General features: G+C 42.8%; 13 protein-coding genes. 6 read left to right on the top strand and 7 right to left on the bottom strand.

The features are described 5' to 3' along the window. Window positions 1-14: 14 nt before the first annotated feature. The 4 genes from L3V35_RS00575 to L3V35_RS00590 all read right to left on the bottom strand — a co-directional run bounded on the left by L3V35_RS00575 (window position 15) and on the right by L3V35_RS00590 (window position 6,122). Window positions 15-1,919: a diguanylate cyclase gene (locus L3V35_RS00575; protein WP_146455669.1), complete on the bottom strand. Its 1,905-nt coding sequence runs from the start codon at window positions 1,917-1,919 to the stop codon at window positions 15-17. A 237-nt stretch (window positions 1,920-2,156) separates the two neighbouring features. Then, window positions 2,157-3,905: a formate--tetrahydrofolate ligase gene (locus tag L3V35_RS00580; protein ID WP_146455671.1), complete on the bottom strand. Its 1,749-nt coding sequence runs from the start codon at window positions 3,903-3,905 to the stop codon at window positions 2,157-2,159. Window positions 3,906-4,198: 293 nt separating this feature from the next. Next, window positions 4,199-5,503: an inosine/guanosine kinase gene (locus L3V35_RS00585; RefSeq protein WP_054546914.1), complete on the bottom strand. Its 1,305-nt coding sequence runs from the start codon at window positions 5,501-5,503 to the stop codon at window positions 4,199-4,201. A gap of 142 nt (window positions 5,504-5,645) precedes the next feature. Further along, window positions 5,646-6,122, bottom strand: coding sequence for a CreA family protein (locus L3V35_RS00590; RefSeq protein WP_114635383.1), 477 nt, complete (start codon window positions 6,120-6,122; stop codon window positions 5,646-5,648). Between the two features lie 248 nt (window positions 6,123-6,370). Between L3V35_RS00590 and L3V35_RS00595 the strand changes: the two genes are divergently transcribed. From L3V35_RS00595 to L3V35_RS00605, 3 genes are all read left to right on the top strand, one after another. Next, window positions 6,371-6,865, top strand: a complete 495-nt coding sequence (locus L3V35_RS00595) for a hypothetical protein (protein WP_054546913.1) — start codon at window positions 6,371-6,373, stop codon at window positions 6,863-6,865. Window positions 6,866-6,925: 60 nt separating this feature from the next. After that, window positions 6,926-8,734: an HD domain-containing phosphohydrolase gene (locus L3V35_RS00600; RefSeq protein ID WP_237298100.1), complete on the top strand. Its 1,809-nt coding sequence runs from the start codon at window positions 6,926-6,928 to the stop codon at window positions 8,732-8,734. Between the two features lie 305 nt (window positions 8,735-9,039). Next, window positions 9,040-9,765, top strand: coding sequence for an HAD-IA family hydrolase (locus L3V35_RS00605; RefSeq protein WP_237298101.1), 726 nt, complete (start codon window positions 9,040-9,042; stop codon window positions 9,763-9,765). A 458-nt stretch (window positions 9,766-10,223) separates the two neighbouring features. On the opposite strand, the gene L3V35_RS00610 is transcribed toward L3V35_RS00605, so the two are convergent. Next, window positions 10,224-11,648 (bottom strand): methyl-accepting chemotaxis protein, encoded by a 1,425-nt coding sequence (locus L3V35_RS00610; RefSeq protein ID WP_102534164.1) that lies wholly within the window; start codon window positions 11,646-11,648, stop codon window positions 10,224-10,226. Window positions 11,649-11,796: 148 nt separating this feature from the next. Continuing rightward, complete coding sequence (locus L3V35_RS00615) at window positions 11,797-13,020, bottom strand: aromatic amino acid transport family protein (protein WP_237298102.1); 1,224 nt, start codon at window positions 13,018-13,020, stop codon at window positions 11,797-11,799. Between the two features lie 446 nt (window positions 13,021-13,466). Between L3V35_RS00615 and L3V35_RS25425 the strand changes: the two genes are divergently transcribed. From L3V35_RS25425 to L3V35_RS00625, 3 genes are all read left to right on the top strand, one after another. Continuing rightward, on the top strand, window positions 13,467-13,595 hold the full coding sequence (locus L3V35_RS25425; protein WP_004730901.1) for a hypothetical protein: 129 nt from the start codon (window positions 13,467-13,469) through the stop codon (window positions 13,593-13,595). A gap of 174 nt (window positions 13,596-13,769) precedes the next feature. Beyond that, window positions 13,770-14,381, top strand: a complete 612-nt coding sequence (locus L3V35_RS00620; RefSeq protein ID WP_237298103.1) for an ACP phosphodiesterase — start codon at window positions 13,770-13,772, stop codon at window positions 14,379-14,381. Between the two features lie 57 nt (window positions 14,382-14,438). Beyond that, window positions 14,439-15,710 (top strand): DEAD/DEAH box helicase, encoded by a 1,272-nt coding sequence (locus L3V35_RS00625; protein WP_237298104.1) that lies wholly within the window; start codon window positions 14,439-14,441, stop codon window positions 15,708-15,710. Window positions 15,711-15,837: 127 nt separating this feature from the next. On the opposite strand, the gene L3V35_RS00630 is transcribed toward L3V35_RS00625, so the two are convergent. After that, window positions 15,838-16,578 (bottom strand): TetR/AcrR family transcriptional regulator, encoded by a 741-nt coding sequence (locus L3V35_RS00630; RefSeq protein WP_114635377.1) that lies wholly within the window; start codon window positions 16,576-16,578, stop codon window positions 15,838-15,840. Window positions 16,579-16,655 lie beyond the last annotated feature (77 nt).

Below are 16,655 nucleotides of genomic sequence, written 5' to 3' on the forward strand. Positions count from 1 at the left end.
TGTACTATCTATTGTTAGGCTATTTCACTCATTTCTTTGTCTAGGAATAAGCATACATTGTTTCTTCCTGCTGCTTTAGCTTCGTATAACGCTAAATCAGCGCACTTGTAGTTCAGCGCTGGATCATTGGTGATGTTAGTAATGCCGCCACTCACAGTGACTACGTTATCGAGTTCAAGGCTGACAGCAATTCTCAGCCTGTTTAGAACGTATTCAGCTCCTTCCGTTGTAGTGTGAGGCAGAATAACACCAAACTCTTCGCCACCAATGCGAGCAACAAAATCTGTTTCACGGCATTCACGCTGAAGTACTTGAGCGACTGTTTGAATGACTCGATCACCGTAGTCGTGCCCAAATCTGTCGTTAATGCGTTTGAAGTAGTCAATATCCAAGATAGCTAAGCAAGATTGCTCGCGAGTAGGGTAACGATTAACACGAGAACACTCGTCACGAAGTTCAAGGTCAAACTTTCTTCGATTCCAGCAACCAGCTAGTGCGTCTTTTTCACTTAGATTTCTGAGCTTTTTTTCGAGTTCTTTGTGTTTACTAATATCGACAAAAGAAGCGACGTAAAACTGAATCACATCTTTCGAATCTTTGATGGTTTGGATTCGTAGTATTTCGGTAATCAATGAACCGTCTTTGCGACGATTTATCACTTCTCCCTCCCACATGCCTTTCTTCTGGATTACGCTCCACATCTTGATGTAGAACTCCTGATTATAGCGCCCAGAGGCAAACATCGATGGTTGGCGACCTTTTACTTCTTCCAGTTCGTAGCCACTGACTCGAGTAAATTCTTGGTTAACTTTAATGATTCGGTTATTTCTGTCGGTAATGACCAGTGCAGACATACCGTTCATTGCTGCTTTGGCCAGTTGGCTATCGATGCTGTTTTTTTTATGGTTACTGTTCCACAAAACAAAACCAGCAGAGATCATAGAAATTAGGAAAGATAAGGTGATGACCTGCACGAATATAGCTTGTTTTTCTTGTAGGTACTGGCTGCTGAACAGTTGGTTTTCAACATGAAGAACCAAATAAATTGGTCCTTCAAATTGCTTTATTTTAGGGCTGATATCTGAGTGGAAATACCAGTTTTTACCATCAAAGTAGCTAGAAGAGGTATTTTCTTGAATGGCTTTCCAAAGTTCAGGGTAAAGCTTCGCGTAGGTTTTATCTGAACGAGATTCAATAAGATGCCCAAACGATTCTTCGATATCCGGGCCCATGATGACATGTCCGGTCCTGTTAAGAATAACAGGGACGGCGGATGACGTACCGATTTGATAAAGAAGGCGGTCGTAGACCTCGAGCATATTCAGGTTAGCGATAAAGTAACCAATAATACGATCTTCTGATGCTACTGGTGTCATTATCCTTAGGGCTGGCATCAAAGGATGGACAACCTCACCATTTTCAATCTCTAAATCGATACCGTTGGAGCTTACGTCTCCAATCTTCAGTCGGTGGAGATCTTTAAAGTAGCTACGAGCTGATTTGTTCTGCAGTTTATTCTCAGGAACTATTGTCGCTTTATTGTTGTTGTAGTTGATACGGTAAACCTCGTTACCTTCTAGGTCGAGGTAGCGAAGTTGAGAATAGTATTGTTGTCCGCGAGCTAACATCACCCACAGATCTTGCAGAGCTTGTTTATGAACAATTGATGGTTCTTCAATTGCGCGAAGCAACGTTTGAGAGTCTGCGATGGAAGGAACAGAATTAGATATTTGCTCAACAATAACGGCCAGTTCGTGGAAGCTGTATTCGATTTGGTTTTGGCTAGACTGCTTAATATTTAGAGTATGCTGAGCATCAATTCTGTCAAGTTCAGAATTGATGTAGAGGGCAGGGACTAATCCTAGGGCAAATATGGTGCATAGAAATTGGCTGACTAGTTTTTTTATACTCGTATTCATCACTGTCCTCAAAGAATCAGCGCAATACTATATATTTTATGGGGTTTTTAATGTGATCTTAACCCAGAACTTAAAACAAGATTCGCATATAACTACGATTTTACTGCAACTTTTTGCATTCAAGCTTGATTGTCGAGCAATCACTTCGTTAGGAAATGATTGCTCAATATAGAACGCCGCTCTGAAACTTGAGCCCAATTAATCGCGATTAATTGCCGTTTATCTAGCTAAGAGCATCTAGCTTAGGCCGATAATATTTCCATTACTATCAATATCTAATGACATGAAAGCCGGTTTATCAGGTAAACCTGGCATGGTCATTACGTTGCCGCACAAAGCGTAGATGAAGCCGGCACCAGCACACAGTTTTAACTCTCTAACGGGTACGTCAAACTGAGTCGGTGCACCCTTTATTTGAGCTTCTGTTGAAATCGATAATGGCGTTTTTGCCAAACAAACCGATAGGTCGCCATAGCCGTGTTGGTTGAACTCAGTCAGTTGCTTTCTTGCCAGTGGTGATAGCGAAATACTTGCTGCGCCGTATCCGACTTCAGCGACTGCCATCAGTTTTTCTTCTAAGCTTTGCTCAGAGTAGTACAAAGGCTTAAATTTACTCTCTGTTTGGCATGCTTTTACCACGGCGTGAGCCAACTGAGTTGTACCTTCACCACCTTGACCAAAGGCTTCACTTACTTCAACGCTGACACTTGGGTCAAAGTCGGTGATCATTTGTTTCAAAGCATCGATCTCTTGAGCAGAATCTTGTGGGAATTGGTTAATTGCTACTACCGTTGGCACTTGGTATTGCTTAACATTGTTGATATGCCATTTAAGGTTTTCGAAGCCCGCGGCTAGGGCGTCTTGGTCATCATTAAAAATCGAATCCGGTAACGGAGTGCCTGGTCTTAAATCGTATAATCCAGAGTTGGCTTTTAATCCGCGTAATGTAGCTACAACAATTGCGCAATCGGGTTTTTTGTTCGATGCTTTCACCTTGATGTTACACGCCTTCTCAAACCCCATGTCAGAGCCGAAGCCGCCTTCAGTCACAACAAAATCACTCAGTTTGAGAGCAATCTTATCGGCAATAATTGAAGAGTTACCATGTGCAATGTTAGCGAAAGGCCCCGCGTGTATTAGGGTAGGAACGCCTTCAAGGGTTTGCATCAATGTAGGTTCAATAGAGTCCTTCATCGTTACTGTCATCGCGCCTGCAACGTTGAAGTCTTCTGCGGTTAATGGCGAACCTTGATTGTTGTATGCGAGTACGACACGGCCGATACGCTTGCGTAGGTCTTGTAGATCATCGGCAAGAGCGAGAATAGCCATCAGCTCTGAAGCGGCTGAGATATCAAAACCATCTTCGCGTTCAAGGCCGTTAATTGTTTTGTCTGCTTCGTTTTTGCCTACTGTGATCATGCGCAATGCGCGGTCATTGTGGTCGAGTACACGGCGCCACACGATTCTGCTTGGATCGATGTCTAATGATTTTAAGCCAGAGCGCGTTTCAAAGGCTTCTAATCCTTCACGCTGCTCGTGATACAAACGAGCGTCGATAGCGGCAGAGGCAAGGTTGTGAGCGGCTGTTACAGCATGAATATCACCGGTGAGGTGCAAGTTTAATTGTTCCATAGGGGCGACTTGAGAGTAACCACCACCGGCTGCGCCACCTTTAACACCAAAAACTGGGCCCATTGAAGGCTGGCGAATGCAGGCCATCGCAGATTGGTTAATCTTTGCGAGGCCTTGTGCTAATCCAATAGTAGTGACGGTTTTGCCTTCGCCAAGAGGTGTTGGTGTGATAGCGGTCACCACGACCAATTTACCATCTTGTTGGTTGGCGAGGCGTTCAAGTGATGTCAGAGACACTTTAGATTTGTATTGCCCTAATGGCTGATGTTCGTTGTGTTGCAGGCCAGCTTGTTTGGCAACTTCACTGATGTTTTTAAGGGGAGTAGAGCGACAAATATCAATATCAGACAGCATATTTGATCCTTATATCAGAACCGAAAGGTTGTACGTAAACGTTTGCGTGGCGATAGTACTGTATAAATTTGCCAAGTAAAGGCAAACCACACGAATTATGTGCTGGAAGATAACAGATCTAAAGAGTCATTGCGCGAGATCAAATGTTAAACGAGCAAAATATTCGATGTGACTACCTTCAGCTGCAGTTATATTAGTGCTGAATACAAAAAGGGCTGCATATAGCAGCCCTTCAGGAATGGAAAATCTAGCTGGTCATCAACTTTGATGAGTTAACAACCTGGCATGGTTGATTAACGATCCCAGTATGTTTCTTCTAAGCTATCTTCGCGTTCAGGTAGCGCACGAGAAAGGCGAGGAGAGTGCTGAGTTAGCACCTCATAGCTTACACGGTTTGCGTACTTACAAATTTGAGACAGTGAAGAGTAAGTTAAGCACGCGTGCTCGTGTTTCTCTGAATTCGGTACGTTCACGTGATGGTAACTGTTTGCTGCCATATCATGTAGAAGTGCCGAAAGCGCGCCATCACCAGCACCGTTTGTGTTTTTAATCTCAAGTGGGCCACCTAAGTAAGGGCCGATGTGAGAGTACACTTTTACTGGGTCTTTACAATCTTGCTTACGCATCGCGCGGCTGAATTCGTATTTGTTAAATTCAGGAATGTTACCCGGTAATAACGGTAGTGTTGTTTCGCGTTTCGCTGGCTCGTCAGTGTAGCCTGCCATGTATAAGCCGACAGGGCCTGCAGTGCAGAGAACTAGGTCAACCCACTCAAGCGCTTTGTTCGCCGCTAGCAAAGGATCTTTTTCACCCGTTAATGCTTCACCTTCATCTTCGTTCATTGCGACGATGGTTACGTTCTCTTTCAGGTATTCTTGCCACCATTCAGCGTTACCTTCGATCACGTACTTCGTACCAAGCGTCAGTACAACTGGCACATTGTGCGCTTTCGCGTATTCGATCGCTTTTTGTACCGCTTTTGGCATCGGATCTTCAGGCTTACCGCGCATTAAGTATGAAGACACAACCAATGCAGACGCTTTTTCAAAAATCTGTTCAGGAATACTTTCAGGGAGTAGTTGGTTCATGTGTCCTTCGTTGATCGCAAACGTACGTTCGCCATCTTCGGTAATGAGCGTGTAACAACGACCAATTGGACCATCAACGGTTTGTAGGTGGTTTAAGTTCATACGAGAAGAAGTGCGGCAAAGGTAGCGGTAACCAAATGAGCCAACTTCAATCTTCTTAGACATTACGCCAAGCAGGACAGATTTACTGTCTGCAAGTACGGAATAGTTGTGCAATGTATTGCCGATAGTATCGCCAGGGTATTGATGCGTGATCAAACCGCGTTGAACTAATTCTTCATACAGCGCATCTGCTTTACTTTCTTCCAATACTAGTGAATGACCTTTACTCAGCTCGTATTTTTCTAGGAACGCGTTGTCAACACGGGCCTCGATATCAACAATAGTTTGACCCACACCGACAATTGTTGCGCGGTGAAGCTTAGGTGTTTGTTGAATTTGGTTGACCAACGGATCACGGGCGTGAGTTGGAAAGTAGTGCTTAGATTTACGCTGTCCAGGAAATTTCATATGACAAATACAGTGAAAAAATTTTGCCGCATGATATCACATTTTGTTTCTGTTTCTTTCATTTTTATTACATTTTGAATCACCTGCGCAATGTCTGTACAGGTGATTCAGCTTACTCTTGCTTCAGACCGTTCGTGTGAGACTATTCGGCTGGAACGAGTGTTGTCGGATCTACGTAAGCCTTTGTACCCCAAAGAGGAACGGTTGAAAGGCTATGTTTGAAACTGCCTTCTGTTTCTTTGGTTGTGTACGACAAGTAAAGCAGCGATTGATTCTCAGCATCGTAGATACGACGTACCTTCATCGTTTTGAAGAAGATACTCTTCGACTGCTTGAATACCACTTCACCTGATTTACTTTTGTCTATTTTAGCAATCATTTCTGGAGTGATTTCGCCCGTTTGACGACAAGAGATAGAGCTATCGCTTGGATCAGAAAGGCTAAGATTTGCTTCGATTGATGCAATGTGACAAGTCACACCTTCGATCTTATCATCATCTAAAGATGACATCTTGATATCCTTCATTGTGAAGAATCCCAAAGAGACGTCGCCAACCTCGTTGTCCGAACAGCCTGCCAACATTGTGATGATACCTGCTGCTATTAAGGCTTTTTTCATAAGAAGTCCTTTTTATTTATATAGTTCTGTTTACTATAAGGATATTGAAAGCTTGAATACGAGTGTAGAGCTTTTCACCGAGTTCTTAAAGGATGTTATGAGAGAATGAAAAATATGAAGCATTTAAAGTACTTGTTGGCGTTAGTCATGCTCTGTATCCTTTCTGCATGTAGCTCGGCTCCTACGCCGACCATATGTCTTCCAAATAACTGTGATATTTGGGGTTACTAATCTTAGGTACTAAAAGAATGAATAACGAAATACCTGAAAGCGCACATAAAAAAAACCAATGGCTGTTTAGCCAACTCGACATTGCTTATCCCGCAAAGGAGAGCTTGCTAGGTCGAGAACTTTATAAAAGCAGACTCCCATCCAAGAATTACCAACTCCTCGCTCAAGATCAAATTCCTTCCCAAATTGATGAACTGCATAAAGTCGATTTCCATAAACTGACGGTACTTTTTTCACTTAACCAAGCCAGTGTTTATCACGATGAAACCGAAAGGGCACATATGCTTGAGTTCTTGAGTCAGATTATGTTATCTGATGAGCATGTTTTATACATTGGAACTCAAAATGGTGATGTTGTGGCGAGTGCTATTGTCACAGAAGTGGAAGACTCTCTGTTGATCTCCGACGTGATTATTGAAAACGGTCAAGATATCAACGGCTTTGCTAAGCAGTTACATGATTTTTGGGCACAAGATCATGCTTCTCACGATAAAGTGTGGGTCGAGAACTAAAGATTCTTTGAGAAAGCGTTAATCTAAGTACAATACCCCATCTTTTATAAAGGGTTTTGTATGTACAAGCTATTGATATCAATCGCTGTATTGTGTGTTAGCGCTTTTTCTACAGTCAGTTTTGCTACCGACTGGGATATCAAACGCATCCTAGTTTTACACTCATACGAACCTTCTTACCAATGGACTGCTGACTTTCAGAAAGGGATAGACAGTGCGTTCAGCCAATCTCAAACCGAAGTTAAACTCTCAATCGAGTATTTGGATACAAAGCGCGTCCATAGCTCTGAGTACTACCACTCTCTCACCGATTACTTACAAGCCAAATACGCAGGTTATAAATTTGATGGTGTTATTGCGACTGACGATAATGCGGCTAATTTCCTTGAATCACTGAGTGCGTTGATTGACCGTGCGACACCTATTGTTGCGGCGGGTATCAATGACATAAGCACCGATATGTATGCGGTGTCTGATAGAGCGACTGTGCTTTATGAGAACGATCAGATAGACGTCAATATTAAGCTGATCTCTAAACTAAGACCTAATCTAAAGAACCTCTATTTCATCAATGATTACAGTGTCACTTCTGAACTAATCCGTAAAGATATAAGCCATATTATGGCAGACTTTCCATCGGTTAATTTGGTAGAAATACGCGATTTGTCGCTCAAGCAAACAAGTGAGTTCTTGAAAGGGGTCTCTGTTGACGATGCGGTCTTACTGAGCCACTACAATACTGAGTTAGATCAAGGTGTATATCATACCTATCAAGAGGTCGCGGAAACCTTATCTGCATCGAGCGCCGCACCAGTGTTTGCGTTATGGCAGTTTAATATAGTCGGTGATGTACTCGGAGGTTATGTAAACCACTCGCGAAGTATGGGCGAAGAGGCCGTTAGTGCATTGGATAAGTATGTGCCTCTTAATTTTTCTACACCTTTAGTTCCCGGTGACAACAAGCGTTTTGTTTTCAATTATCCGGCGCTTAAAAAGTTTGGTATTGGTGATAATGTACTGCCGACAGGATCTGTGATTGTTAACGAGCCTTCCTCCTTTTTACAAAAGAACTTTCAATTGTTGTTGGGCTTAATCATGGTCATTACAGGGCTGAGCGTGATTATCGTGATGCAATTTATTACCCTGCGCCAAAAGAAAGAGTTGGCAAAAAAGAACAAGCGAATCCTTGCTCTACAGAAACAAACTTTGAATGTTCAAAAGGACATGATTCATGTGTTGGGTGAAGCCATTGAAACTCGCTCTGGCGAGACGGGTAATCACGTTAAGCGTGTAGCCAAGTTATCCGCATTGCTTGCCAAGTATCGTGGCTTGAGCCATCGCGAGGTCGAGATGATTGAGATCATAAGCCCAATGCATGATGTAGGTAAGATTTCGGTTCCGGAATCTATCTTGGATAAACCAGGTAAATTGACAGACCAAGAGTGGGATGTAATGAAACTTCACACCACTGCGGGCTACAATTTACTGAAGAGCGGAGCGGGTGATATTACCAACCTCGCAGCAATCATTGCTAACGAACATCATGAGCGTTGGGATGGCACTGGATACCCTAATGGTAAGGTAGGTGAACAAATTCATTTGTTTGCTCGCATTACTGCGGTAGCCGATGTATTTGACGCATTGCTTAGTGCCCGCTGCTACAAAGAGCCATGGCCATTAGAGATGGTCGTCGATTTGTTCGATAGAGAGTGTGGCTATCAATTTGACCCTAAACTAACCAAACTGCTACTGAAACACTTGCCCGAGTTTGTCGCCATCCGAGATTCGTATCCCGATACTGGAACTGTAGAATATGCGTCTGTACCTTCGATTGAAGTTAAGGTATTAGAAGAGTCGGTTGTTAGCTAACTCTCGCTCTATCTGAATAGTCTATAAGTCTTGGTTTCTTTATCAATTCGCCATAATCCGACTAGGACGTGGCAATTTATATTTTCCACTGAAATTAAGTCGTTTATGTAAACCTTGCAGTATTTGGTTTGGCAGATTCTGGGTTAATTTGATGAAAGCTGTTGCTTATGTCGAGCCATAAGGTGATCAAGCCCATATTTCGCGAAGAGAAATAAGCCTGCGTCCGTAAACTGTTATCTTAATCATCCCACGCATTGAAAGAACACTATAGGATAAAACTTGAATTCAATGCGAGTGAGAGAGCTATGCGGTTAGAACAGACTAAATGTGTAATTTTCGATTGTGATGGAACACTCATCGATAGCGAAAAGCTTTGTTGCCAAGCCTTGGTGAATGTATTCACCGGCTTTGGGGCGGAACTAAACGTTAATGACTGCTATGCTCACTTTCAAGGTGGAAAGCTGGCCGACATCTTAATTGATACACAGGAACGTTTAGGGCTATCTATCTCGATTGATACGCTTGAGCCGTTATATCGTATTGAATTAGAAGCCTTGTTCCAACGTCATTTAAAGCCGATGGATGGTGCTATCGAGCTCATTGAATTTCTAAAGCGACAGGACATCGAATTTTGTATCGCTTCTAATGCGCCTAAGTCTCGGGTTGAATCTTCATTGGCCATGACAGGAATGCTTGATGACTTTAAAGGTAAAGTGTTTTCAGCTTTTGATGCCAACAGCTGGAAGCCAGAACCTGACCTGATTATGTATACAGCCATGAATATGGGCTTTTTACCCAATGAGTGTATCTATGTGGACGATACTTTAAAAGGAATTGAAGCGGGTGTTCGTGCGGGTATTCAATCATTCCGATTGCGCCCAAATATCAATGAATCAGTCGTAGATCCCGAAGCCGATTCATCAGAGGTAGCGGCTCAGGATATCTACAGTTTGGAAGAGATTTCGGTTTGGATTAATGGCAAACACTGCTCAAGTGGTGGAATACCGAACCCTGCAGCTTTGGTGGGGTAGAGCCTAGCTGAAGGCTGACTACCTTACTAAATTGTTTAGTGTGAAAACCGCAAGAGGCACAAGTAAACTTTTCTCCACTTTCTGAGAGTAGATATTCGTCATGTTGGCATAAAGGGCATGTAATGTCGTCGGTGTTTGGTGCTTCTGTTTTATTCATTATGTGTCACCTGCAGCAAGAGGGTAAGCGAAAAAAGACCCGTTTAATTAGATTACCCCTAAGCTCGAATATTAGACAGTTTTGACACTTGATAATCTCGCCTTTGCGACTTGCTTCATGCTAATGATAATCTCATCGTTAAAGACCATGTGTTTCTTGTTGTTATTAAAGGAAGTTGTTATTAGCGGAAGTTGTTATTAACGGACGTTGCTATTAACGAACATCGATAAAAAAGGACTCATGATGAGTCCTTTTTAGTTTCGCTTAATTTAACTTGGTCAGCCTAAGTCATCACTCAAATCTAAGTGCGGTATCTTGCCAAAGTTTTAGACAAAGAAACTGATGCGTCTGTCAGTGTCGACACGCCATTTGAAGAGTTTTGAGCCACTTCTTTAATCACATCGGATTGACTGCGAATATCGTTAAGCTCAGCTGCGATGGTATTCGCTACGTTACTTTGCTCGTCCGCTGAGGTTGCAATCTGAATACTCATATCCATTAGCGCTTGAGCTGAGTCGGCAATCGAGTTTACATCGTCCCCAATGTTTGAAATCAGTTGGCTGCTAGTTTGTGCTTGGTCGACCGTTTGCTCGGTGATCTTAGCGATATTTTGGCTCTCTTGCTGTAAGCGTTCAATCATCGCTTGGATTTCAACCGTAGCCGACTGAGTGCGACTTGCCAGTGTTCTTACTTCATCCGCAACAACTGCGAAACCACGGCCTTGTTCGCCCGCACGAGCGGCTTCAATCGCGGCATTCAAAGCAAGCAAGTTAGTTTGCTCTGAAATAGCGTTGATCGTCGTGATCACTTCATTAATTTGGCTAGTGTTCACATTCAAGCTGGTAACTGAAGATGAGGTTTGCTCAATCAAAGAAGAAAGGGTGGTGATTTCTGAGATAGCTTGTTGAACTTTCGTATGGCTGTCGTTGATTTGCTGCGCGTCTTGTTCAGTTTGTTCTGTTGAGCGTGCTGAAATGTTAGAGACTTCATTGGCTGAAGCGGTCATTTGATCCATGGCAGTAGCAACAGAGTCTAGAGACGCATTCTGGCTCATAATTTGTGTTTCACTGCGCTTCATCTCTGCTTCGAAAGAAGCCGATGTTTCGCTTAGTGTCGCTGCACTGTGGTTTACATTGTTGACTAGCTCACTAAGCGTGTCCATTGAACGGTCAAGTGCACAACCAATCGTACCGAACTCATCACGTCCTGGGTGGAAACCAAGGCGTGATGTTAAGTCGCCATCACCAATTTTTTGAGTAGTTGAGTAAAGCACCCACAATGCACCGCCTAGAAAAGTCGCCACCCAGTAACAGAAAAGACCAAAAGGCACACACCACAAAAAACTGAGTAATAAAGAGTACAGTGCTTGCTGCTTTTGATTCTGCGTATCGAGATTTGAAACGGTAAGAGAGTAGTAGTTACCATCTTGTGCAATGGCTGTTGCTGTAACTGCACCATTCTTCAATATGGTTGTTTCTTGAGGACGTGTTTGTTGGCTAACTGAACGAACGGAAGCTGGGGAGTCTGACGCTGATAAGATGCCTTGCAATTGATATTCAACCTGCTGTTTTGCACTCGCGTCAATTTGTTCCATATTGTTGACGTAGTTGAGGCCAGCGAGGCTTGCCACAGCGGCAAAAAAGATCAAGAAAATGACCCAGAACTTGTCGTTGATAGACATTTTAATAAACAGTTTATCTATCGTTCGAAATTGTACTTCTTTCATAAAAACTCCACGGTAAATCCTTTACCGTGGACTCTAAATAACCGACCTCAATAAAAATGTGATGCCAATCGACTAATTGTGAAAATTAATGATACCAACATATCGTTTATGAGATATCTATCAAGTATTTTTGTTCTCTATGGGTTTATTAGCCCAGAGAAGGCAATAGCCCTACTGAAATAAGGATTTGAATCGCAATGATAAAAACGCCTACGCTGCCAACTAAAAACAGCGCTTTACTTCCACCTAACACTTGGTAAGTCGCTTCTGTGCCTTTAGGTTCTACAGAGAAATCCGTGTAACGAATCTTGTATACCATCACTGTCGGCAGCAAAATTGCGAGCACTGAAAGTGCTATGGCTGCGTAGCCCAGAGCTGTAATGAAACCCTGTGGGTAGAACAAGGCAAAACCTAATGGCGGTAAGAAAGTGATAGCGGCCGTTTTAACGCGTTTTGCACTGCCTAGTTTCTTGCTCAGTGAATCACCCATGAATTCAAATAACCCCAAGCTCACACCAATAAAAGAAGTCAGCAGTGCAAGGTCTGCGAATACGCCAACGATCACGCTAAGGTTTGATTGATGAACGGTTTGTGACAATGAGACTAATAGTGCGCCTAAGCTTGTATCCGACAAAAGCTGCTCTTGGCTGATCACACCTAGAGTCACACTCTGCCAGAAAACATAGATGACCAAAGGCAGTGCAGAGCCAATAATCATGACCTTACGTAGAGATCGAACGTCACCATCTAAGTATCGAACAATTGAAGGGATGCTGCCGTGGAAGCCAAAAGAGGTAAACACGACTGGGATTGCTGCAACAATCAGCCCTTGCTGTAAAGGCATGCTCATTAGGTATTGAGAGGTGATGTTTGGTGCTAGGAAGCTGAGTACCAGTACCATCGCAATCAGTTTAAGTCCGAATAAAACGCGGTTAACTTTATCAACACTGTGCGTACCAATCGTCACAACGCCAGCAACTAACAGTGTGAATAGAAGGGTTGTGATTTGGCCATTAAGCTCAATGCCTGAAATATCCGAGATACGTTGATTAAACTGCGCACCACCGCCTGCAATATAGGCTGCACACAGAGCGTAGAAAAGGAACATAACTGCAAAGCTAGCGATCCACTTACCTTTTGTCCCTAAAATTTTGTCAGCTAGCGTATGTAGGGTTGCGTCAGAATCAGCGAATTGATGTAGTTCTACCATTAACAATGCAGTAAAGGCCATTAGAGCCCATAAGCCAAGCATTAGAAAAAGTGAGGTTGAAAAGCCAATACCTGCAGAAGCAAGTGGAAGAGCGAGCATGCCAGCACCAATAGTGGTGCCTGCAATGATCAAAGTACTACCAAAAACCTTTGATTTATTCATTGTATATAATTCTTTACGTTAGGGTGTGTTTTCATTGTAATTCTTCTAGCTTAAGCGCATAAACCCAAAGAATATCTCGATTTTTAAGTATTCTGATTGAGTTTAATTCCAAATGCAATGTCTAATGTAATTAAAAATATCCACTGTAAACTTTATTTTACGACTGGTGGGTTGGAAGCACTCAAATGCCCGAAGCAAACGTTTGACCATGATCTGCTTCAAAATTTGTAGAGTAATTTGTTGTACTTGGTGTAAGGTGACAGTACATATGTCGTTCGCGTATACCCCTTTAGCGTAAGCAAGCGCTAATGATCGCGAGTAGCTTCAAGCTATAAATATGGAATGGGTAGAGTAGAGTGCGTTCATCAAAGTGACATAATATAAGTCCAAGATGGTGCACTAGTTAATCGGACATCATGTCCGCATCAAGGAATAGAGGGGGCACTATGAGTGACCAATCTTTTAATGACGAAAGTCTTGAGTTGTTAGATGCCATGGAAATTGGCATTGATTTATCTGACTACGAGCAGGCGGTTAAACAATTAGCAGAAGAACTTTTTAAGTCTTCGAACTAGGTTTTACCTGAACTAAAGGTTTCTGTAGTTCAACGTTCTCAAATTAGACAATTCTTAAACTGAGCAAATCTCATTCGCTCACACGTCATAACAAAACTATCCTCATTAAAGTTCGCGAAGATAAACGAGTACGTTTACCATGTTACTTAGTTCTCGATACTTTAATGAGGTTCAATGAACTTTCTCGCACACCTCCACATCGCTCAACACTGTAAAAGTAACTTAGCTGGTAATCTGTTAGGTGACTTCGTTAAAGGCGACCCTAATAAACACTATTCAACCTCGCTTTCAGACGGAATAAGACTTCATCGATTCGTGGATAGTTACACAGACCGCCACGATGTATCCCGATCGGCAAAATCGCTTTTTTTAGAACAAACGCGTCGCTTTGCACCTATTGCACTGGATGTATTTTGGGATCACTGCTTAGCCAATCATTGGACTCAGTTCTCGCGGCAGACGTTAGAGCATTTTTGTTTCGATAGTCATCAACAGATCTTTGAACATCAAGAGCCACACTGGCCTGAGAACTTCATTACGATTCATCAGAAGATGGCTGAACAACGTTGGCTGGAAAGCTATCTAGACATGTCTTCCATAGAGGTGGTATTGCAACGTATGGCGTTGAGAAGGCCCAAGTTAGGCATGCTCAAAAATTGTTACGACGACCTCGAACGTCACTATGATACGTTGCAGTGTCACTTTAATGAGCTGTATCCCAACGTTTTAGAAGAAGCGAAGCAGTTTAATGCACTTCAAATGAAGAAAAATCAAAAGGAAAGGTAAACAGCGTAATGCAGGTTTGCTACAATCCGCGCCTATTTAATCTTTGAGCATCATACTATGTCTGAATCTACCCAATCTTTTAACCAACTAGGATTGTCTGAGCAACTTCTTACAACGCTATCAGAGCTAAACTTTACGGCTCCGACTAGTGTTCAAGAACAAGCTATTCCATTGGTACTGGAAGGCAAAGATGTACTGGCTGGTGCGCAAACGGGTACCGGTAAAACCGCGGCATTTGGTTTGCCGATTATTCAAAGATTAATCGAGACTAAAGACAATGTTATTCCGAACCCTAAACTCGTTCGTGCACTTGTGTTAGTGCCAACGCGTGAATTGGCACAACAGGTGTTTGATAACGTAACGAGTTATGCGAAAGGCACCGATATTAAAGTTGTGGTGGCTTACGGCGGCGTTAGCATGAAGGTTCAAACCGATAACCTACGCGGAGGCGCCGACATTCTTGTAGCGACACCTGGTCGTCTTATTGACCATATGTTCACCAAGAACATAATGTTGAGCCAAACGGAAGTGTTGGTATTAGACGAAGCAGACCGCATGCTAGATATGGGCTTCATGCCTGACATCAAACGCATTCTTTCTCGCATGAACGACGTACGTCAGACGCTGTTCTTCTCTGCGACGTTCGACAATAAAATTAAAGCGCTTGCACATCGAATGATGCAGTCACCAAGCGAAATTCAAGTTACGCCAAAAAACAGCACCGCTGACACCGTTACCCAGATGGTTTATCCGGTTGATAAATCGCGTAAAAGTGAACTGTTGGCCTATTTGATTGGCTCAAAAAACTGGCAACAAGTGTTGGTGTTCACGAAAACTAAGCAGGGCACTGATGCTCTAGTTAAAGAGCTTAAGTTAGACGGCATCAAAGCGGCATCAATCAATGGTGATAAGAGCCAAGGTGCGCGCCAAAAAGCACTGGACGATTTCAAATCAGGCAAGGTCAGAGCGTTGATTGCAACCGACGTGGCAGCTCGTGGTATTGATATCCAGCAGCTAGAACAAGTTGTGAACTATGACATGCCATTTAAAGCTGAAGATTACGTTCACCGCATCGGACGTACTGGCCGTGCAGGTAATACCGGTTTAGCGATTTCTTTGATGAGTCAGGATGAAGCGTACCTATTGGGTGACATTGAACGCTTACTTGATACTCGCTTGCCTCAAGAGTGGTTAGAGGGCTTTGAACCAAGCCTAGAAAAAGATGTAGCCCCTGATCGCGGTGGTCGCAGTAAAAGTCGTTCATCAGAAAAACGTAAGATGAAAGCCAAGCTTAAGATTCACCAAAACCGCGGTAAAGCACGTCGCTAACAAGCTGGACAAAGCTCCAGTTTAAAGATCTATAGATATAAAAATGCGCCGTTACAGTTGGTTCTGTAACGGCGCATTTTTGTTTCAAGTAAATCAATTTATGACCAAGGAAAATAAAAACACTGGATTAATGATGTTCTTGATTGCACTTCCATACACAGGGCACTTCATAAATTAGCTCATCTAGGCTAATTGGGTTTAGCACCCATTGGTCTTCGATTCTAAACTTACTTACCATTTGTGAGTTGAATAGTTGCCAATGCTTAAGTAGGGCATCTTCGGGCGAGGTGACCATATCGCCTTCGTTCCATGTGCTTTCCATGAAGGGGGTTAGGCATACCGCTCCGTGCGCATACATGATCATTTGCCATTTAATCTCATAAATGTTGATCAAGTTCTTTGGATTCGCATCGTTATATTGTTCAGCTAACATGTTGATTTCTTTTTCGACATCGCCAACATTGTCGATAAAATAATCGACCAAGTTGTCTTTTTGTCGAACAGAGTCAGTGATAAGTTGCATCGGTTTTCGTGAGTGAATCATGTTGCTAAAGAGGCGCATACTAAATAAATAGATAGTAATGTTTGGTGCGACGCCTTTTGGTAACTCTTCCACTATCTTAGCAATATAAGACTGAAAATAGGCGTGTAAACAATCGCTTATCGCATGCCAGATTTTTTCTTTGCTGCCAAAGTGGTGGCGAATAAGGCTATGCGATACGCCTGCTTTTTCACTGATGTTACGAAGCGAAACGCTATCATAACCATGCTCACAGAACATATCCGCGGCAACACCCATGATCAAAAATCTCGTCTCTTCAGCGTCTTTTGCGCTTCTTCTGCCTTGTTTCTTTTCAGTCATCTTCATTTCACACATTTACCTGATTACCACATTCTACACTGTTTTTACTCAAATAAAAAATACTGCACAGGTGGAAAGTAAAG

The sequence above is a fragment of the Vibrio sp. L5-1 genome (assembly GCF_021728315.1).
Taxonomy (GTDB): domain Bacteria; phylum Pseudomonadota; class Gammaproteobacteria; order Enterobacterales; family Vibrionaceae; genus Vibrio; species Vibrio splendidus_K.